Origin of the sequence: Streptomyces sp. NPDC008086 (assembly GCF_042957325.1) — a bacterium.
GTDB lineage: Bacteria > Actinomycetota > Actinomycetes > Streptomycetales > Streptomycetaceae > Streptomyces.
This window is the reverse complement of record NZ_JBIBIA010000015.1, coordinates 125238-143400: the sequence shown is the minus strand read 5'-3', so window position 1 is coordinate 143400 and position 18163 is coordinate 125238. Positions and strand designations below refer to the sequence as shown.

The following is an 18163-nucleotide window of genomic DNA, read 5'->3' as shown; positions in this document are numbered from 1 at the left end:
GGAGGGCTCATCGAGGCGATACCGGGGTACGCGGATGACATGACCGATGTCGTGGACTCAGACGAACTGCTGCGGCGCATGCAGCGCGCCAGGGCCTGTGCCCGGCAGGAGGAGCGGACGTGGCGGGCACGGAGCGAGCAGCTCAGGTCGACCGACCCCGACGCGGCCCGCGAGGCCGCCGTACGCACGGTGGCCTACGAGACCGTGATCACGGTACTGGAGGAGATCCTGACCCCGGGCAGGCATCCGGAACGGCCCTGAAACATCGATCCGAGTGAAACAGGTCACGTAACCGGGTCCTGAGTACGCAGAATCCACCAAGATGGTTTACGGTTCATACATACGTGGTCACGGGGTAGACAGTCTCGTCCCCCGCACCACCATTTACGGCCCTGGCTGGTCTCCCCCGTCCAGCCAGGGCTTTTTAACGCCCTCGCGCGCTCCCGGCACGAAACCGTCCGCCGCCGAGGTGCTCACCCCGGCGGTAGCGGCTGAAATGGACGCAGGGAAGCACCGGTACCTCAGTCGTCGGCGAGGAGCCCCGTGTCATGACCAAAGCGATCAAACTGCTGACCGCCCTTCCGCCACCTCAGCGCCAGCGTCTGATGGCCCTCGCCCGGGAGGTCTCCTTCCCGGAGGACACCCGGATCTTCGAGGCGGGCGGCACGGCCGACCGCTTCTGGGTCATCCGCTCGGGCGCCGTCTCCCTCGACCAGCAGGTGACCTCGATCCAGCGGGTGACCGTCGCCAGCCTCGGCTCCGGCGACCTGCTGGGCTGGTCGTGGCTGTTCCCGCCGTACCAGTGGGACTTCGGCGCGGAGGCATTCAGCCCGGTGCGCGCCTACGAGTTCGACGCGGCGGCGGTGCTGCGGCTGTGCGAGGAGGACCCGGGTCTCGGCATGTCACTGGTCCGCCATGTCGCCGAAATCCTCGCGCACCGGCTGGAGTTGACGCGCGGCAGGCTGATGGAGCAGTACGGCCACCAGCGGCGCGGCGCGCTCTGAGGTTCACACGCGATAGCGGCGCAACGCCGGCACCAGCAGAGCCAGGCCGACCATGAGGGCGACGACCAGCAGTCCGCCGCCCACGACCGCCGTGCGCGCCCCGAACGCCGAACCCGCCGTGCCGTGCAGCACGTCGGCGAGGCGCGGCCCACCCGCCACGACCACCGTGAAGACGCCCTGCATCCGGCCGCGCATCTCGTCGCTGGCGGCGGACAGCAGGATCGCCCCGCGGAAGACCATCGAGACCATGTCGGCGACCCCGGCGAGGGCGAGGAACGCCACCGCGAGCCACAGGCTGCCACTCAGTCCGAAGCCGGTGATGGCGGCGCCCCAGGCGACGACCGCGCCGATCACCATCCAGCCGTGCCGGCGGGCCCGGGAGAACGTGCCGGAGAACAGCCCGCCGGCCACCGCGCCGATCGGGATCGCCGCGAACAGCAGCCCGAGGGCGAGCCCTTCGCCGTACGACCCGTAGGTCTCGCCGGCGAGTTGCGGGAACAGGGCGCGGGGCATGCCGAAGACCATCGCGATGATGTCGGCCAGGAAGGACAGCAACAGCACCTTGTGCAGGGCGATGTAGCGGAAGCCGTCCGCGATCTCCCGTACGCCCGCCCGGCGTTTGACGCTGCCGCCCGGGGCCGCGAGGGGTGGCAGCGCGGGCAGCCGCAGGACCGCCCAGACCGTGACGCACAGGGCCAGCGCGTCGATGAGGTACAGCTCCGCCAGGCCGATCACGGGTATGAGGACACCGGCCAGCAGCGGTCCGACGACCTGGCCGGTCTGCATGACGGTGGAGCCGAGGGCGTTCGCCGCGGTCAGCTCCTCGGCCGGCACCAGACGGGCGATGGAGGCGTTGCGGGCCGGGGCGTTGAGCCCCCAGAACGCCTGCTGCACGGCGAGCAGCACCATCAGCACGGCCACCGACGCGAGGCCGGTGACGGCCTGGAGCCAGAACAGCACCGAGGTGACCGCGATGCCGCTGTTGGTGATCAGCAGCAGCTTGCGCCGGTCCATGCTGTCCGCGACGGCCCCGCCCCACAGCGCGAAGACCACCAGCGGCAGCAGCCCGGCGAGGCTCGCGGCGCCGACCCACGCCGAGGAGTGCGTGATGTCGTAGATCTGCTTGGGCACCGCGACCGCGGTGAGCTGGCTGCCGACGGCCGTGACGATGGTCGAGGACCACAGCCGCCGGTACGCCGGGCGGCCCAGCGGCCGGGTGTCCATGGCCCAGCGGCGCGGGCCGCGCCGCCGGGGCGGCACCGCGGAGGGGTCCTTCTCCAGTGGATCCTGTGGTTCGGCACTGCTCTCGCTGGTGTCCACGCGCTTCCTGGATGCTCGTTACATCTTTCCGGTCGGGGATCACTATCGCAGCACCGGCCAGGTGTTCGGACCCGCGTCTCAGTCACCCGCGGAACAACCTGGCCCGGCCCCGCCGCGGAGCTACCCCGCCGCCAACTGCGCGGCGGCACTGTCCAGCAACATCTCCAACGCCGTCGGATACGCGCTGTCCACCATCCGCGCCGCCAGTAACGGCGCCGCCTCGGCGATCCGGGGGTAGTCGGCCCGCGGGAGCCGTGCATACGTCGACCGCCACATCCCCTCGTCAGCGCGGAGCGCCTCGCTCGGCAGGGCCAGCGCCGCCGCGTCCAGTGCCGCGAAGGCGAGCGCCTGGTCGATGAAGGCGTGGTAGATCCGCACGGTGTCCGGCAGCGGGAACCCGGCGGTGCGCAGCACGTCCAGCACCGTCTCGTCGGCGGCGAGTTCGTTGGGCCGCCCGGTGACGCGGCTGGTCGTGAGCGCGGCGGCCTGCGGATGGGCGACGTACGCGGCGTGGACGCGCAGCCCCACGGCGCGCAGGTCCGCCCGCCACTCCCCCGTCCGTTCCCAGCCGTCCAGCGCCTGGCCCATGAGGGCGTCGCCGATGGCGAGGGTCAGGTCGTCCATGCCGCGGAAGTACCGGTACAGGGTGCTCGGGTCCGCGTCGAGGGCGAGGCCCAGGCGGCGGGCGGTGAGGCCGGCGCTGCCGTGTTCGCGCAGCATGCGCAGCGCCGTCTCGACGATCAGCCGCTCCGACAGCACGGTGCCGCTTTTCGTGGGACGGCGTCGGCGCCGCTTCTCCTCCGGAACGACCGGTTTCGGCACGATGACCTCCGTCCTTCCCGTCCTCTCGATCCTTATGCCAACGCCATTGACCTTACGTGGACGGACCACGTTGTATCTCGGGCGGGGCCCCACCTCGTCGTAGACCTTCAAGCCCGTGGACCTTCAAAGCCGAGGGAGTCTTGTCATGCGTGTACTGCTCGTGGGTGCCGGTGGAGTGGGTACCGCCATCACCCGGATCGCGGCCCGGCGTCCGTTCTTCGAGGCGATGGTGGTCGCCGACTACGACCTGGCGCGTGCCGAGGCGGCCGTGGCGGCGCTCGGCGGCGACGCCCGCTTCCGGGCCGAGCGCGTCGACGCGGGCGACGAGTCGGCGGTGACCGCGCTGCTGGAGCGGCACGCGTGCGACGTGCTGCTCAACGCCACCGACCCGCGGTTCGTGCTGCCGCTGTTCCAGGCGGCACGCGCCGCCGAGGCCACCTATGTCGACATGGCGATGTCGCTGTCCCGGCCGCACCCGCAGCGCCCGTACGAGGAGTGCGGGGTCAAACTGGGCGACGCCCAGTTCGAGCGGGCCGCCGACTGGGAGAAAGCCGGCGCGCTGGCGCTCGTCGGGATGGGCGTAGAGCCGGGGCTGTCGGACGTGTTCGCCCGGTACGCGGCCGACGAACTCTTCGACGAGATCGAGGAGATCGGCGTCCGCGACGGCGCGAACCTGACCGTGGACGGCTATGACTTCGCGCCGTCCTTCAGCATCTGGACCACGATCGAGGAGTGCCTCAACCCGCCGGTCGTCTACGAGGAGGGCCGCGGCTGGTTCACCACCGAGCCGTTCAGCGAGCCCGAGGTGTTCGACTTCCCCGAGGGCATCGGGCCGGTGGAGTGTGTGAACGTGGAGCACGAGGAGGTGCTGCTCGTCCCGCGCTGGGTCGACGCACGCCGGGTGACGTTCAAGTACGGCCTGGGCGAGGAGTTCATCGGGACGCTGAAGACGCTGCACCTGCTGGGCCTGGACCGCACCGAGCCGGTGACCGTGCCGGGCGCCGACGGACCGGTGCGGGTGTCTCCCCGGGACGTCGTCGCCGCCTGTCTGCCGGACCCGGCGACGCTGGGCGAGCGGATGCACGGCAAGACCTGTGCGGGCACCTGGGTGCGGGGCGTCAAGGACGGCAAGGCGCGCGAGGTGTACCTGTACCACGTGGTCGACAACCAGTGGTCGATGAAGGAGTACGGCTCCCAGGCCGTGGTGTGGCAGACGGCCGTCAACCCCGTCGTCGCCCTCGAACTCCTCGCCGGCGGCGCCTGGTCGGGCGCGGGCGTGCTGGGCCCGGAGGCCTTCCCGGCCCGGCCGTTCCTGGATCTGCTGACGGCGTACGGCTCCCCGTGGGGCATGCGCGAGCAGTGACCGGATTCGCCGGTGTCCGACGGGGTTTCACTTGCGCATCGACAGGCGACTCGAAAACGAGTAATGCATCCACCGAGGGCACATTCGACGATCGCAGGTGACTTTGATGGACGACTGGCGAGACCACGCCGCCTGCCGCCATGAGGACCCCGACCTCTTCTACCCGATCGGCACGTCCGGACCGACCGTGTTGCAGACGGAGCAGGCGAAGGCCGTCTGCCGGCGCTGCTCGGTGCGGGAGCAGTGTCTGCGCTGGGCGCTGGACATGGACCAGTTCATCGGGATCTGGGGCGGCACGAGCGAGACCGAGCGAAGGGCGCTGCGACAGCGCGCCGGATGAGCGGCCGGGCTCGGCGCGGGCCCCGTCACTCGGGCGCCACGCCGGCCGGCAACCGCAGCGTGAACACGGCACCGGCACCGGGCTCGCTCGCCGCGTCCACCGTTCCCCCGTGCGCGGCGACCAGGTGCCGGACGATCGGCAGCCCGAGCCCGCTGCCTCCGGTACGCCGGCTGCGGGACTTCTCGGCACGCCAGAACCGCTCGAAGACGTACGGCAGTTCGTCGGCGGCGACCCCGCTCCCGGTGTCGGTGACCTCCAGGACGACGTCGTCGCCGTCCCGTCGGGCGGCGAGCGTCACGGTGCCGTCGGCCGGGGTGTGCCGCAGGGCGTTGGAGACGAGGTTGCCGAGCGCCTGGCGCATCCGGACGGGGTCGGCGTCGAGCCAGCAGGTGTCGTCCGCGGCGGTGTCGAGGGTGACGCCGGCGGTGTCGGCGGCGACGCGGTGGGCGGCGGCGACCTGGTCGAGGAGTTCGTCGGCGCGGACGGGCTCGCGGTGCAGACGCAGTGTGCCCGCGTCGGCGGCGGCGAGGTCCTGGAGGTCGTCGATGACGCGCTGGAGGACGAGTGCCTCCTCGTGCAGGGCGCCCAGCAGGGCCGGGTCCGGGTCGACGACGCCGTCGCGGGTGACCTCCAGCCAGCCGCGGATGTTGGTGAGCGGGCTGCGCAGTTCGTGGGCCACGTCACTGACCATCGCCTTGCGCTGGGCTTCCAGACGCTCGCGGCGTTCGGTGAGGTCGTTGAAGGCGAGGGCGAGGATGCCGGTCTCGTCCCGGGTGGTGACGGGGACCCGGGCATGCAGCTCGGGCGGCTGCTGGGCCGCCTCCGTCAGCGCCCGCAGCGGCCGTACCAGCCGGGTGGCGACCACGGCGGTCACGGCCACGGTGACGGCCAGCACGAGGCCCGCGACACCGACGACCTTGGCCTTGTTCGCCGGGGACATGTCGAACCGGACGGCGGTGGTGTCGCCGACGCCGAGGAACAGTTCGGCCACGGGGGCGACGTACGGGTCCAGTTGGGCGTGGCGTGCCGCGTCGACGCAGTGGTCCGCCTCCCGCACGGCCGTACGGTCGTCGGTCCCCTTGGTCTTCCCCAGGAGGTAGCGGGTGCCGAGCCGCTGTTCGGTCACGTCGACCGTGACGAACGCCTGCGTACCAGGGTTCAGTCCACGCCGGTCGAGACACTTCCGTGCGCGCTCGGACAGGTCGGCCAGGGCCTTGGTCTCGGTCGGTGTCGGCGTGTTGAGCAGCCCGTCGGCGCACGCCTCGGGCACGACCCCGCCCGCGACGGGCCCGTCGTGGTCGGTGACGACCGGCCGGCCGCTCGGCGTCCGCACGACGGTGGTGTCGTAGCCGTTGCGGGCGAAGCACCACTGCCGCACCACGGCGAGCTTCTCCAGCCTGGCCCGCTCCTCGTCGGTCACCCGGTACGGGCCCACGACCCGCGGGTCGACACCGCCGCGCTGCGCGCCGCGCTCGGTGTAGGTGTCGACGTGCAGCGGGTCGACGGTGGCGGCGGCGCGCGGCGGCAGAGGAGTGCCGGGCGGCGCCGAGTCGGCGAGGGTCCGGCGGTCCGTGGTGGTGAGGGCGATACGGCGGCCGGTGCGGGCGGACAGCTCGCGGACCGTCTTCTCCACGCCCTTCCAGTCCGGGTGGGTCGCGGCGTGGCCGCTGAGCCGGGCGAGCACGTCCATGTCCTCCGCGAGGACCTGCCCCTGCTCCTCCCGCAGCGCCCGGGTGGTCGTCTCCACCGCCAGCCAGGCCGTCGCCGCCACCGAGCACACGGCGATCAGCACCGAGGCGATGAGCAGCCGTACCGACAGGCGCTTGCGCAGCGGTACCCGCCGGCTCACGCGCGGCCGCCGCTGAGCTTGTAGCCGACGCCGAACACGGTCAGCAGCCGTACCGGCCGGCGCGGGTCGGGCTCGATCTTCCGGCGCAGGTTCATGATGTGGACGTCGACGGCCCGCTCGGTGGAGGCCCGGTCGATGCCCCGGGTGCACTCCAGCAACTGCCGTCGGGAGAAGACCCGTTCGGGTTCGGCGGCCATCGCCAGCAGGATCTCGAACTCGGCCGGCGTGCACTCCACCGTCGCCCCGTCGCACCGCACCTCGTGCCGTACGGGGTCGACGGCGATCCCGGCGGCGCGTATGACGGACTCCTCCCGCCGGTCGCCGGCCCGTCCGCCGCGTCGCAGCACGGTACGGATGCGGGCCATCAGCTCGCGTGGGCTGTACGGCTTGGTCATGTAGTCGTCGGCGCCGAGTTCGAGGCCGAGCAGGACGTCGTCCTCCGCCGAGCGGGCCGTGAGCATCAGCACCGGGATGTCGTCGTCCCGGCGCAGCACCCGGCACACCCCGAAGCCGTCGATCACCGGCAGCATCAGGTCCAGGACCACGAGGTCGGGGGCGAGTCGCCGGGCCGCGTCCAGGGCGGCCCGCCCGTCGTGGACCACGGTGGCGGTGTGGCCCTCCGCGAGCAGGGACCGCCGTATGAGTTCGGCCTGCATCTCGTCGTCCTCGGCGACCAGCACATGTGCGCACACCCGGCGGATCCTAGGCGCTCAGCTGTTCAGGGAGCCGGCGTCGCCCATGACGACGACGGGGTGCAGGTCCGGGTCCAGGGTGCGGAGCAGCTCCTTCATGTGCTTCTCGGCGATGCTCACACAGCCGTGGGTGGGGCCGCCGTGGTCGACGTGCAGCCATATCCCGCCGCCGCGCCCGGCGCCCAGCGGTCGTGTCCAGTCCAGCGGTGAAGTGCCGGACCGGCGGTTGTAGTCGATGGCGATCACATAGTCGAAGGACCCGGCCAGCGGCTCGCCCTCGAAGCCGGTGCCACGTGCGGTGAAACCGGCACCGTGGTCGTACGGCAGCTTGGTGCCGGGGTCCTTCAGCAGTCCTCCGGCGTCCGTGAGGGTGTACACGCCGATCGGTGAGCGCAGGTCGCCTGCCATGTGGTGGTCGCTCCAGCCCTTGAGGGCGTTGTGCGCGGGCCAGCTCGCGCCGGCCCGCCAGCCGGTCGCCGTGCGCTCGTGGAGCACCACGGTGGAGAGCGGCGAGTCGCGGCCGCGCCCGGTGACCACGACGGCCTGCCGGGTGTCGGCCGGAATTCTCGCCCGCGTCTTCGGGCCGAGGCCGGGTATCCGCCGGGGCGCGGCCTCGGCGGAGATCTCCGGCGAGGGAGTGGTCCTGGCAGGCTCCCGGGACGGCGTGGGCGCGCCCTGCGTGCCGGCCACGGCACCGCCGCCGCATCCCGTGAGAAGCAGGGACGCGGCGAGCAGGGTGACGTGGGTTCCGCGTGTGATCATGGTGCGACTCTGGCCGACACTTTTGAGGAACCTGTCAGGTTCTGGGGGGTTTCGAAAGTCCCGTGCGGTGCCCGCGCCCGCCGCGACAGCGGCTGGTGTCGCAGCCGGTGCGTGCCCTCGGCGCGCCGGACGAAGGCCCTCGTACTGGACGTACTCGGGCCTTTGGCCGGTGCGGCGAGGGTGCGTGCCGGACACCGTGGGTGCTGTGCGGGACTTTCGAAACCCCCTAGGCCCGGTTCGGCTTGCCCGGCGTGTCCAGCCAGGTCCGGAACAGGCCGTCCAGGTCCTTCCCGGACACCAGTTCGGCCAGGCGCTCGAACTGCGCGGTGGTGCCGTGGCCGTAGCGGTGTCCGGACGCCCAGGCGCGCAGGATCAGCAGGAACGCCCGGTCGCCGACGGCGGTGCGCAGGGCGTGCAGGGTCATCGCGCCACGGGCGTAGACGGGGGTGCCGAAGATGTTGGCGCCGCTGCCGGGGTCGCCGGGCGGGAACTCCCACAGGTCGTCGCTCGCGGGTTTCGCGTAGAGCTCGTCGAAGGTCTTCTGCGCGCTCGCGCCGCCGTGCTGTTCGGCGTAGAGCCACTCCGCGTAGGTCGCGAACCCCTCGTTGAGCCAGATGTCCTTCCAGGAGGTGAGCGAGACGGAGTCGCCGAACCACTGGTGGGCGCTCTCGTGGACGAGGGTGCTCAGGTCGGGCGCGCGGTCGTAGACCGGACGGCTCTGCGTCTCCAGCGCGTAGCCCACGTCCGGGGCGTGGTCCACGATCGATCCGGCGGCACGGAACGGGTAGGGCCCGAACAGCTTGCTCTCCCACTCCAGGACGGAGGGCAGCTTCTTGAGCACGGGTGCCGCGGCGGCGGCCTCGCGCGGGTCGACGGCGTTGTAGACGCGGATGCCGTTCCTGGTGGTGAACTGCTCCACCTTGAACTTCCCGACGGTCGCGGTGGCCAGGTAGGCGGCCATGGGCTCGCTCTGCCGCCAGCGGAACGTGGTCTTGCCGTGGGTGGTCCGCTGGGAGAGCAGGACGCCGTTGGCGACCGCGGTGCGCCCCTGGGGGACGGTGATCGTGAAGTCGTACGACGACTTGTCCGTGGGGTGGTTGTTGGCCGGGAACCAGGTCATCGCACCCTGCGGTTCCCCGGCGACGAAGGCTCCGTCGTCGGTGGGGATCCAGCCGTCGAGCGAGCCGTCCGGGTCGGTGACGGGGGCGGGCTTCCCCTTGTAGGTCACGGTGATGGTGAATCGTTCCCCCTTGCGCAGGGCGCGCTGCGGGGTGACGACGAGTTCCTGTCCGTCGCGCCGGAATCCGGCCTTGGTGTGACCGACCGTCAGGCCGGTGACGGTCAGCCCCTTGAAGTCGAGGTCGAAGCGGCTCAGACGCTGGGTGGCGCGGGCGGTGAGGACCGCCCTGCCGTCGAGGCGACGACTGCCGGGGTCGTAACGGAGTGTCAGGTCGTAGTGGCCGACGTGGTATCCGCCGTTTCCGGCGAGCGGGAAGTAGGGGTCACCGACTCCGGACGAGCCCGTCGGCGAGGGCGCGGCGGCCCCTAGCAGAGCGGCGAGGGCGAGAGGGGTGGTGACGAGGACGAAGGTGCGTCTGACGGCCTTCGGCACGTGCTCTCCTACGGTTCGGGGGGTGGACAACGGCTTCACACTAAAGGCCCCCTCCCCCGCAACTCGCCCTTGATCAGGTCAAGTCCCCGCGGGCTGAGCAGTACGCTCCGACGCACTCACCCCTTTGTCGAGAGGCCGCCCGTGAGCGTGCGCATCCGCCGTGTCTACGATCCGCCCGAGCCCGCGGACGGCGTCCGCGTCCTGGTCGACCGGCTGTGGCCGCGCGGCCTGTCGAAGGAGGCGGCCCGCGTCGACGAGTGGCCGAAGGCGCTCACCCCGTCGACCGAACTGCGCCGCTGGTACCACGCGGGCGAGGGCTCGTACGAGGAGTTCGCCGAGCGGTACGAGGCGGAGCTGGCCGATCCCGAGGCCACCGAGCTCCTGGACCGGGTGCGGGAGTTGGCAAACAAGGGCGACGTGACCCTGCTGACCGCGTCGAAGACGCCGGAGCAGAGTCACGCCACCGTACTGGTGCGCCTGCTGGAGTCCTAGGGGGGTGTTTCGAAGGTCCCGCACGGCACCCACGGCGTCCAGGACTTCCGAAACACCCCCTAGCCGACCTGCTGCGCCGCCGCCCGCCCCGCCGCGCGGCCGGAGAAGAGGCAGCCGCCGAGGAAGGTTCCCTCCAGGGCGTTGTAGCCGTGGACACCGCCGCCGCCGAAGCCGGCGACCTCGCCGGCCGCGTACAGGCCGTCGATCGGCGTGCCGTCGGCGCCGAGCGCGCGGGAGTCGAGGTCGGTCTGGATGCCGCCGAGGGTCTTGCGGGTCAGGATGTGCAGCTTGACACCGATGAGGGGGCCGGCCGCGGGGTCGAGGATGCGGTGCGGGGTGGCGACGCGGCCGAGGCGGTCGCCGATGTAGCGGCGGGCGTTGCGGATGCCCTGGACCTGGGCGTCCTTGCTGTAGGGGTTGGCGATCTGGAGGTCGCGGGCCTCGATCTGGCGTCGGACGGTCCCGGCGTCGAGGAGCGGCTTGTCCGTCAGCTGGTTCATCCGCTCGACCAGTTGCTCCAGGTTCGGGGCGGTCACGAAGTCGGCGCCGTTGCGCAGGAACGCCGCCACCGGTCCCGGTGCGCCCTTGCCGAGCACCCGCTCCTTGAGGAAGCCGGTCCGGTCCTTGGCGGTGATGTCGGGGTTCTGCTCGGAGCCCGACAGCGCGAACTCCTTCTCGATGATCTTCTGGCTGAGGACGAACCAGGAGTGGTCGTACCCGGCGATGTCGGCGTCGGTGCGCAGGTGCTTGAGGGTGCCCAGGGTGTCGTAGCCGGGCAGGCAGGGGTCGGGCAGTCGGCGGCCGAGGGCGTCGAACCACATGGCGGACGGGCCGGGCAGGATGCGGATGCCGTGGCCGGGCCAGATCGGGTCCCAGTTCTGCAGGCCCTCGGTGTAGTGCCACATGCGGTCGCGGTTGACCAGGCGTACGCCCGCCTCCGCGCTGATGTCGAGCATGCGGCCGTCGACGTAGGCGGGGACGCCGGTGACCATCTCGGTGGGCGGGGTGCCGAGCCGCTCGGGCCAGTAGCGGCGGACGATGTCGTGGTTGGCCCCGATGCCGCCGGTGGTGACGACGACGGCCTGGGCGGTCAGTTCGAACTCGCCGACGCGGTCGCGGTTGGAGGCGACGCCGCGGGCCGAGTGGTCGTCGGCCAGGACCGTGCCGCGCACACCGCGTGCCGCGCCCTCCTCGATGACGAGCTCGTCCACCTGGTGCCGGTGGTAGAAGGTGAGCAGCCCGTCGCGCGCGGCCTCCTTGGCGTACCGCACGAACGGCTCCACGACGCCCGTGCCGGTGCCCCAGGCGATGTGGAAGCGGGGCACGGAGTTGCCGTGGCCGTGGGCGCGCAGGTCGCCGCGCTCGGCCCAGCCGACCGTGGGCAGGAACTTGATGCCGTGGCCGTCCAGCCAGGTCCGCTTCTCGCCGGCCGCGAACTCGACGTACGCGCGCGCCCAGCGCACCGCCCAGGAGTCCTCGTCGTCGATGCGGTCGAAGCCCGCGCTGCCCTGCCAGTCGTTCCAGGCCAGGTCGAGGGAGTCCTTGATGCCCAGGCGCCGTTGCTCCGGGGAGTCGACGAGGAAGAGCCCGCCGAAGGACCAGAACGCCTGCCCGCCGAGGTTGGCCGCGTTCTCCTGGTCGACCAGTGCGACCCTGCGGCCCCGGCTGGTCAGTTCGCTCGCGGCGACCAGGCCCGCGAGTCCCGCTCCGACGACGATGACGTCGGCATCCATGGCGACCGTCCCTTCCTCATGTCCTCATCGGGTGGTGTCGCTGCCGTCGGTGAGCAGCGCGGTGAGCAGTTGCCCCAGCCAGGCCCGGGCGTGCTCGCCGTCCCGGTCCAGCAGCAGTTGGGTGGTGACGCCGTCGTAGGCGGCGACCACGGCGCGGGCGGCGCCGTCGATGTCGCCGAGCACGGCGGGCAGCGCGGTGTGTCCGCGCGCCCTGGCCAGCCGGTCCGCGATGGCGCCGCGCAGCCGGGCGCGGTGTTCCAGCAGGGCCTGTGCGACGGCCGGGTCGCGCGCGGCGTGCACCAGGAAGTCCGTCTTCACCAGCAGCCAGTCCCGGTCCAGCAGCAGCACCTCGGTGACCCGGTCCACGGCGGCGGGCACGTCCAGGTCCGGTCCGTCGAGGGCGAGGGCGCCGGACACCTGCTCCGCGATCAGGTCGGCGCGCTGCCGGTAGAGGGCGAAGAACAGCTCGTCCAGGCTGTCGAAGTTGGAGTAGAAGGCGCCCCTGCTGTAGCCGGCGGCCTCGCAGACCTCCTCGATGGAGACCCGGCCGAACCCCTTGGCGGCGAACACGGCGAACGCGGCGTCGAGCAGGTTGGCACGGGTGCGGACGCGGCGCTTGGTGACGCGCCCGGTCGTTTCCTTCACCGCCATGTCCCGCCTCCGTTCGATACGTGAATGTATCCGATACAGGAATGTATCCAAAGAGCCGGCCGGAAACCGGCGAGATGCCGGTCGAGAAATGAATAGGAACAGATTTTCGAATCAGGGGTACGCTGGAACCATGGCCACGCACCTCCAGGGCTCCCTGTTCGACCAGACCGACGAGCTGCGGCTCGGCGACCTCGCCGGGGTCCGCCGCACACGGCTGACCCACGGCGCCTGGATCGACGTGCTGCCCGGCTGGCTGAGCGGAGCCGACGCCCTGTTCGAACAGCTCGCCGCCGAGGTGCCCTGGCGTGCCGAGCGGCGCACGATGTACGACCACGTCGTCGACGTACCTCGACTGCTCTCCTTCTACGGGTCCGGCGACGCGCTCCCGCACCCCGTCCTCGCCGACGCCCGCGACGCGCTGTCCGCGTACTACGCCGAGGAGCTCGGGGAGCCGTTCACGACGGCCGGGCTCTGCTACTACCGCGACGGCCGGGACAGTGTCGCCTGGCACGGGGACCGGATCGGGCGGGGCGCGCGCGAGGACACGATGGTCGCCATCCTCTCCGTGGGCGCGCCCCGGGATCTGCTGCTGCGCCCGGCGCGGGGCGGCGGCGGGACGGTGCGCCGCCCGCTGGGCCACGGCGACCTCATCGTGATGGGCGGCTCCTGCCAACGGACCTGGGAGCACTCGATCCCGAAGACCACACGCGCCACGGGACCGCGCATCAGCGTGCAGTTCCGCCCGCACGGCGTGCACTGAGGCGGAGAGGCGGCCGCTTCGGGGCGCGCGAGGGGGCTGTCTCCGGTGGACGGTGCCGGAGGCAGCCCTTCCTCTGGGCGGAGCCCTGCCGGGCGGACAGACTGTGGGCGTGAGCGTCGAGACGCAGGCATCGGCCACCGCTCCCCGGCGTGGCGAACTGGACGCGCTGCGGGTCTTCGTCGTCCTGGGGCTGGTCTTCTTCCACTCCGCCCTGGTCTTCTCGCCGGACGACGACTTCTACGTCAAGAACGCGCAGACGACCGAGGCCGTCACCGTGCTCGCCGGGTTCGGGGTGGTGTGGGCGATGCCGATGCTGTTCCTCGTCGCCGGGCTGGGTTCCCGGTACTCGATCCGCCGCCGCGGCCCCGCCCGCTTCACCCGTGAACGGCTGCTGCGCCTCGGCGTTCCGCTGGTCTTCGCGACCGTCGTCCTGTGCCCGCTCCCCCAGTGGCTGCGGCTGCGGTCCGCCGACCCCGCCTACGACGAGTCGTACGGGCGTTTCTGGCTCCGCTTCCTCACCGTCCGTCCGGACCCGGCCGACTTCCCGTTCGTCCTGGACGGGGAGCACTTCGAGACCGGCCATCTGTGGTTCGTCGTACTGCTGCTCACCTTCAGCCTGCTGCTCGCCCCGGTCGCGGCGCCGCTCGCGGCCACGTCGGAGCGACTGGGGCAGGTGGTGGAGAGGCGGCCTGCCCTGCTCCTCGTACCCCTCGTGCCGCTGGCCGCGATCAACGCGTTCCTGGGCATGGAGGAGGGCTTCGCGGGCTGGAACCGCTGGGCGTATCTGGTGTTCTTCGTCTTCGGGTACGTCCTCGCCGACGACGTCCGTGTCCGAGGCGCGCTGCGCCGGGTCGCCGTTCCCGTGGCCGTGGCCGGGCTGGTCCTGTTCGCGGGGGCCGCGCCCGGGTTCATGTCACTGGACGACCCGTTCACCGACGGGAGTCCGCAGGGTCTGCTGACGCGAGCGGTGTTCGGGGCGGCGGGCTGGTGCTGGGTCGTGGCGATCCTGGGGTTGCTGGACCGGCCGCGCGCGGGGCGGGCGCGAAAGGACCAGCCGGGCGAGGGACGGCCGCCGTCGCGCGCCATGGTGTACCTGGGGATCGCCGCCCTGCCCGTGTACGTGCTGCACCAGCCGGTGGTGGTCGCTCTCGCGTACGGCGTCGTCGGCCGGCCTGCGCCGATCGTGATCAAGTACGCCGCGATCGTGGCCGGTTCGCTTGCGGTGATAGTCGTCCTGTACGAGTGCCTGGTGCGCAGGACGCGGCTGACGCGGTTGCTGTTCGGGATGCGTCCCGACCCGCCGGTCACGCCCCCCTCCTGATCTGCTTTGCTGTGTCCGTCGGGCAGGGACCTCACCACTGGGGACGATCATGCGGGCAGATGTGCAGCAAGTCGCCGACGGCACCTATCTGGTGCACGGCAGCAACACCAACTGGGTGATCCTGACCGAGGGGGACGCGTTCACGCTGATCGACACCGGCTACCCCGGGGACCGACCGAAGCTCCTCGCCTCGCTCGCCGAGCTGGGCGGTTCACCGGAGGCCGTCACGGCCGTGCTGATCACGCACGCGCACACGGACCACCTGGGCAACGCCGAGTACCTCAACGCCACGCACGGCACGCCGATATACCTGCACGAGGCCGAAGTGCCGCACGCGCGCCGGGAGTTCCTCCACCAGGTGAACGTGGGGACGGTGCTGAAGAACGGCTGGCGGCCCGGCGTCCTGCCCTGGGCGATCCACGCGATCCGCTCCGGCGGCACCGCGCACGTCCCGGTCACCGCACCCGAGCCGTTCCCTTCGACGGGCCCGCTGGACCTGCCCGGCCGCCCCGTCCCCGTGCACACGCCCGGTCACACCGACGGGCACTGCGCCTACCACCTGCCCGACGCCGGCGTGCTGATCGCGGGCGACGCCCTGGTGAGCGGGCATCCCACCTCGCGGATCAAGGGACCGCAACTGCTGCCCGACATGTTCCACCGCGAGCGGGCACAGGCCGTGGCCTCGCTGGAGGTCCTCGAAGGACTCAAGGGCGAGGTGCTGCTGCCCGGCCACGGGCCGCTGCACCGGGGGTCCGTGCAGGAAGCTGCTCTTCAGGCGCGGGAGCGAGCGCTTTAGGGTGAGGTGACGATCACCGGCGAGGCGAGGACGAACGGCGCATGGCACTGCAGATCAGCGCGACGAACCCGGAGCACCCCGCGCTCCTGCTGGAGCTGCCCTGGCATCTGCCGCTGGAGCAGTGGCCGGACGACGTCCTCGTCCCGCTGCCGCGCGGTATATCCCGGCACGTCGTGCGCTACGCGCGGGCCGGCGACGAGGTGATCGCGGTCAAGGAGCTCGCCGAGCGCCCGGCACTGCGCGAGTACGAGCTCCTGCGCGACCTGGACCGCATCGGCATCCCGGCGGTGGACCCGCTGGCCGTGGTCACCGGACGCGCCGACGGCGACGGCGGCCCGCTGGAGTCGGTCCTGGTGACCCGGCACCTGGGCGGCTCCATGCCGTACCGCTCGATGTTCGAGACGACGATGCGCCCGGCGACCATGCACCGGCTGATGGACGCGCTGGCCGTGCTGCTGGTCCGCCTCCACCTCGCCGGGTTCGCGTGGGGCGACTGCTCGCTGTCCAACACGCTGTTCCGGCGCGACGCGGGCGCCTACGCCGCGTACCTCGTGGACGCCGAGACGGGCGATCTGCACCCGCAGCTCAGCAACGGCCAGCGCGACTACGACCTGGACCTCGCCCGGGTCAACATCAGCGGCGAGCTGCTGGACCTGGAGGCGTCCGGGGCGCTGCACCCCTCGGTGGACCCGATCGAGTTCGGCACCGAGATCTGCGCCCGCTACCGCAGCCTGTGGGAGGAGCTGACCCGCACCTCGGTGTACCCGGCGGGCAAGTACCACTACATCGAGCGCCGGATCCGCCGGTTGAACGACCTCGGGTTCGACGTGGCCGAGATGCAGATCGAGCACGCCACCAACGGCGACACGGTCACCTTCGTGCCCAAGGTCGTGGACGCCGGGCACCACCAGCGTCAACTGCTGCGCCTGACGGGCCTGGACACCGAGGAGAACCAGGCCCGACGGCTGCTGAACGACCTGGAGAGCTGGATGGCCACCCAGGACGACTACGCCCCGGGCGACCCCCTCGGCGCCCGCCCCGAGGTCCTCGCCCACCGCTGGGTGCGGGACGTCTTCCGGCCCACGGTGCGGGCCGTGCCGCTGGAGCTGCGCGGTTCGATGGACGCGGCCGAGATCTACCACGAGCTGCTCGAACACCGCTGGTACCTGTCCGAGCGGGCACAGCACGACATCGGCCTGGACACGGTGGTCGAGGACTACATCGAGAACATCCTGCCCAAGGCCCGGGAGACACTGCAGCCGACGGCCGACTGAGCCGGCGGGCCGGCTCGGCCGCACGGGATCAGACGGGCGGTACGACCGCCACCGGGCAGGGCGCGTGGTGCAGGACGCCGTGCGCGACCGAGCCGATCCGGGCGCCGACGGCCGTACGGCGGGCGCGGCGCCCGACGACCATCAGCTGGGCCCGTCCGACGACCGACAGCAGCACCTGCCCGGCACTGCCCATCTCGACGTGCTCGACCACCGGGACGTCGGGGAAGCGCTCCCGCCACGGCCGCAGCGCCTCGCCCAGGGACCGCTTCTCGTACGGCTCCAGCCCGCCGGCCTCGTCGAGGAGCTTCAGGGAGGCCGGGCTGTAGGCGAACAGCGGCGGCAGCGTCCAGGCCCGTACGGCGCGCACCGTCGCGCCGCGTGCCGCCGCCGTCTCGAACGCGAACCGCAGCGCGGCGGCGCTGTCCTCGGCGTCCCCGTGCTGGCCCACGACGATCTCGCGTCCGGCGGCCTCCGCGGAGGCCTCGTCACCGGCGCGCACGAGCACCACGGGGCTCTTGGCCCCGGCGATCACCTGCTGTCCGACGGAGCCCAGCAGGAACCCGACGACCGCGGCCTGGCCCCGCGAGCCCAGCACCAGCAGCTCGGCGTCCGCCCCGGCCGCGACCAGCGTGTCCACGGAGCCGTCGTCGATGACGTCGGTCGTCACCTCCAGGCCCGGGTGCCGCTCGGTGACGGAGCGGGTGACCTCCGCCAGGCCCTCCCGCACCCACTGGACCTGGGTGTCCGGGTCCCCCGCGTCGATCGCCTCGTGGGACTGGAACCGCCAGGCGTGCACCACCCGCAGGGCCAGCCCCCGGCGGACCGCCTCCCGGGCCGCCCAGCCGAGAGCGGCGAGGCTCTCCTCCGAGCCGTCCACCCCTGCCGTGATCGGGCGCGTCATTCCGGCTGCCTCCTCGTGTCGTGGTCACGTCGTCCGGGCCCAGTCTTCACTACGCTGCGGCCATGGCTCTGGAGTGGGAACAGGTGGTCGTCGACTCGGCCGACCCCGCGGCTCTCGGCCGCTGGTGGGCGAAGGCGCTGGGCTGGGTCGTGCTGAACGACTCGGCCGAGGAGTTCGAGATCCGGCCCGAACGGGACCGCATGCCGGGGCTGATCTTCGGGCCGGTCCCGGAGGGCAAGACGGTGAAGAACCGCCTGCACCTCGACTTCCGCCCCGACGACCAGGACGCCGAGGTCACCCGCCTTCTCGCGCTCGGCGCACGCCACGCCGACATCGGGCAGAGCGGCGACGAGCCGTGGGTGACGCTGGCGGATCCGGAGGGCAACGAGTTCTGCGTGCTCGCCCCGCGGCGCGGCTGAGAAGCGTCGTCTCCCGCATGCCCGAGCAGAGCGGGCGGATCGAACATACGAT

19 protein-coding genes are annotated in these 18163 nt (G+C 71.9%); 10 read left to right on the top strand and 9 right to left on the bottom strand.

Going from position 1 to position 18163, the window contains the following annotated elements:
- Nucleotides 1–39: 39 nt before the first annotated feature.
- The gene (locus ACFZBP_RS38730) at nucleotides 40–261 is read left to right on the top strand and encodes a hypothetical protein (RefSeq protein ID WP_062716997.1); all 222 of its coding nucleotides are present in this window, start codon (nucleotides 40–42) and stop codon (nucleotides 259–261) included.
- A 287-nt stretch (nucleotides 262–548) separates the two neighbouring features.
- A complete protein-coding gene (locus ACFZBP_RS38725; RefSeq protein ID WP_383452719.1) occupies nucleotides 549–1004 on the top strand; it encodes a cyclic nucleotide-binding domain-containing protein in 456 nt (151 codons plus the stop codon).
- A 3-nt stretch (nucleotides 1005–1007) separates the two neighbouring features.
- Here ACFZBP_RS38725 and ACFZBP_RS38720 read toward each other — a convergent pair whose 3' ends face one another.
- Entirely contained in the window at nucleotides 1008–2324 is a 1317-nt protein-coding gene (locus ACFZBP_RS38720; RefSeq protein ID WP_391420620.1) for an MFS transporter, read from the bottom strand.
- A gap of 120 nt (nucleotides 2325–2444) precedes the next feature.
- On the bottom strand, nucleotides 2445–3146 hold the full coding sequence (locus ACFZBP_RS38715) for a TetR/AcrR family transcriptional regulator (protein WP_383452715.1): 702 nt from the start codon (nucleotides 3144–3146) through the stop codon (nucleotides 2445–2447).
- A gap of 145 nt (nucleotides 3147–3291) precedes the next feature.
- Here ACFZBP_RS38715 and ACFZBP_RS38710 point away from each other — a divergent pair, with 145 nt between their 5' ends.
- Complete coding sequence (locus tag ACFZBP_RS38710) at nucleotides 3292–4509, top strand: saccharopine dehydrogenase C-terminal domain-containing protein (RefSeq protein WP_391420617.1); 1218 nt, start codon at nucleotides 3292–3294, stop codon at nucleotides 4507–4509.
- A 106-nt stretch (nucleotides 4510–4615) separates the two neighbouring features.
- Nucleotides 4616–4849, top strand: a complete 234-nt coding sequence (locus ACFZBP_RS38705; RefSeq protein WP_062717002.1) for a WhiB family transcriptional regulator — start codon at nucleotides 4616–4618, stop codon at nucleotides 4847–4849.
- Nucleotides 4850–4874: 25 nt separating this feature from the next.
- Here the strand turns inward: ACFZBP_RS38705 and ACFZBP_RS38700 are convergent, their stop codons facing one another.
- The 4 genes from ACFZBP_RS38700 to ACFZBP_RS38685 form a co-directional block, all read right to left on the bottom strand.
- Nucleotides 4875–6698 (bottom strand): ATP-binding protein, encoded by a 1824-nt coding sequence (locus ACFZBP_RS38700; RefSeq protein ID WP_391420614.1) that lies wholly within the window; start codon nucleotides 6696–6698, stop codon nucleotides 4875–4877.
- On the bottom strand, nucleotides 6695–7390 hold the full coding sequence (locus ACFZBP_RS38695; RefSeq protein WP_383452709.1) for a response regulator: 696 nt from the start codon (nucleotides 7388–7390) through the stop codon (nucleotides 6695–6697). The genes ACFZBP_RS38700 and ACFZBP_RS38695 overlap by 4 nt, the downstream gene beginning before the upstream one ends.
- 18 nt (nucleotides 7391–7408) lie before the next feature.
- Nucleotides 7409–8152, bottom strand: a complete 744-nt coding sequence (locus ACFZBP_RS38690) for a L,D-transpeptidase family protein (RefSeq protein ID WP_391420612.1) — start codon at nucleotides 8150–8152, stop codon at nucleotides 7409–7411.
- Between the two features lie 226 nt (nucleotides 8153–8378).
- Complete coding sequence (locus ACFZBP_RS38685) at nucleotides 8379–9764, bottom strand: M1 family aminopeptidase (RefSeq protein ID WP_391420610.1); 1386 nt, start codon at nucleotides 9762–9764, stop codon at nucleotides 8379–8381.
- A gap of 141 nt (nucleotides 9765–9905) precedes the next feature.
- Between ACFZBP_RS38685 and ACFZBP_RS38680 the strand changes: the two genes are divergently transcribed.
- Nucleotides 9906–10256: a DUF488 domain-containing protein gene (locus ACFZBP_RS38680; RefSeq protein ID WP_383452703.1), complete on the top strand. Its 351-nt coding sequence runs from the start codon at nucleotides 9906–9908 to the stop codon at nucleotides 10254–10256.
- Between the two features lie 59 nt (nucleotides 10257–10315).
- Here the strand turns inward: ACFZBP_RS38680 and ACFZBP_RS38675 are convergent, their stop codons facing one another.
- Both ACFZBP_RS38675 and ACFZBP_RS38670 read right to left on the bottom strand, forming a co-directional pair.
- Complete coding sequence (locus ACFZBP_RS38675; RefSeq protein WP_383452701.1) at nucleotides 10316–11989, bottom strand: FAD-binding dehydrogenase; 1674 nt, start codon at nucleotides 11987–11989, stop codon at nucleotides 10316–10318.
- 24 nt (nucleotides 11990–12013) lie between these two features.
- The gene (locus ACFZBP_RS38670; RefSeq protein ID WP_383452699.1) at nucleotides 12014–12640 is read right to left on the bottom strand and encodes a TetR/AcrR family transcriptional regulator; all 627 of its coding nucleotides are present in this window, start codon (nucleotides 12638–12640) and stop codon (nucleotides 12014–12016) included.
- Between the two features lie 130 nt (nucleotides 12641–12770).
- Here ACFZBP_RS38670 and ACFZBP_RS38665 point away from each other — a divergent pair, with 130 nt between their 5' ends.
- The 4 genes from ACFZBP_RS38665 (at nucleotide 12771) to ACFZBP_RS38650 (ending at nucleotide 16791) form a co-directional block, all read left to right on the top strand.
- Nucleotides 12771–13400: an alpha-ketoglutarate-dependent dioxygenase AlkB gene (locus tag ACFZBP_RS38665; protein WP_391420606.1), complete on the top strand. Its 630-nt coding sequence runs from the start codon at nucleotides 12771–12773 to the stop codon at nucleotides 13398–13400.
- A 109-nt stretch (nucleotides 13401–13509) separates the two neighbouring features.
- Nucleotides 13510–14721, top strand: coding sequence for an acyltransferase family protein (locus tag ACFZBP_RS38660; RefSeq protein ID WP_391420604.1), 1212 nt, complete (start codon nucleotides 13510–13512; stop codon nucleotides 14719–14721).
- 49 nt (nucleotides 14722–14770) lie between these two features.
- Entirely contained in the window at nucleotides 14771–15517 is a 747-nt protein-coding gene (locus ACFZBP_RS38655; protein WP_391420602.1) for an MBL fold metallo-hydrolase, read from the top strand.
- Between the two features lie 41 nt (nucleotides 15518–15558).
- A complete protein-coding gene (locus ACFZBP_RS38650) occupies nucleotides 15559–16791 on the top strand; it encodes a DUF4032 domain-containing protein (protein ID WP_383452691.1) in 1233 nt (410 codons plus the stop codon).
- Nucleotides 16792–16819: 28 nt separating this feature from the next.
- Here the strand turns inward: ACFZBP_RS38650 and ACFZBP_RS38645 are convergent, their stop codons facing one another.
- Nucleotides 16820–17692: a universal stress protein gene (locus tag ACFZBP_RS38645; protein WP_391420599.1), complete on the bottom strand. Its 873-nt coding sequence runs from the start codon at nucleotides 17690–17692 to the stop codon at nucleotides 16820–16822.
- A gap of 62 nt (nucleotides 17693–17754) precedes the next feature.
- Between ACFZBP_RS38645 and ACFZBP_RS38640 the strand changes: the two genes are divergently transcribed.
- Entirely contained in the window at nucleotides 17755–18111 is a 357-nt protein-coding gene (locus ACFZBP_RS38640) for a VOC family protein (protein ID WP_383452687.1), read from the top strand.
- Nucleotides 18112–18163 lie beyond the last annotated feature (52 nt).

Bases quoted from the DNA above. Each gene is read 5' to 3' on its own strand.
- ACFZBP_RS38725 (WP_383452719.1), top strand. From the start codon at position 549: ATGACCAAAGCGATCAAACTGCTGACCGCCCTTCCGCCACCTCAGCGC.
- ACFZBP_RS38670 (WP_383452699.1), bottom strand. From the start codon at position 12,640: ATGGCGGTGAAGGAAACGACCGGGCGCGTCACCAAGCGCCGCGTCCGC.
- ACFZBP_RS38705 (WP_062717002.1), top strand. From the start codon at position 4,616: ATGGACGACTGGCGAGACCACGCCGCCTGCCGCCATGAGGACCCCGAC.
- ACFZBP_RS38640 (WP_383452687.1), top strand. From the start codon at position 17,755: ATGGCTCTGGAGTGGGAACAGGTGGTCGTCGACTCGGCCGACCCCGCG.
- ACFZBP_RS38665 (WP_391420606.1), top strand. From the start codon at position 12,771: ATGGCCACGCACCTCCAGGGCTCCCTGTTCGACCAGACCGACGAGCTG.
- ACFZBP_RS38645 (WP_391420599.1), bottom strand. From the start codon at position 17,692: ATGACGCGCCCGATCACGGCAGGGGTGGACGGCTCGGAGGAGAGCCTC.
- ACFZBP_RS38675 (WP_383452701.1), bottom strand. From the start codon at position 11,989: ATGGATGCCGACGTCATCGTCGTCGGAGCGGGACTCGCGGGCCTGGTC.
- ACFZBP_RS38690 (WP_391420612.1), bottom strand. From the start codon at position 8,152: ATGATCACACGCGGAACCCACGTCACCCTGCTCGCCGCGTCCCTGCTT.
- ACFZBP_RS38730 (WP_062716997.1), top strand. From the start codon at position 40: ATGACCGATGTCGTGGACTCAGACGAACTGCTGCGGCGCATGCAGCGC.
- ACFZBP_RS38650 (WP_383452691.1), top strand. From the start codon at position 15,559: ATGGCACTGCAGATCAGCGCGACGAACCCGGAGCACCCCGCGCTCCTG.
- ACFZBP_RS38655 (WP_391420602.1), top strand. From the start codon at position 14,771: ATGCGGGCAGATGTGCAGCAAGTCGCCGACGGCACCTATCTGGTGCAC.
- ACFZBP_RS38710 (WP_391420617.1), top strand. From the start codon at position 3,292: ATGCGTGTACTGCTCGTGGGTGCCGGTGGAGTGGGTACCGCCATCACC.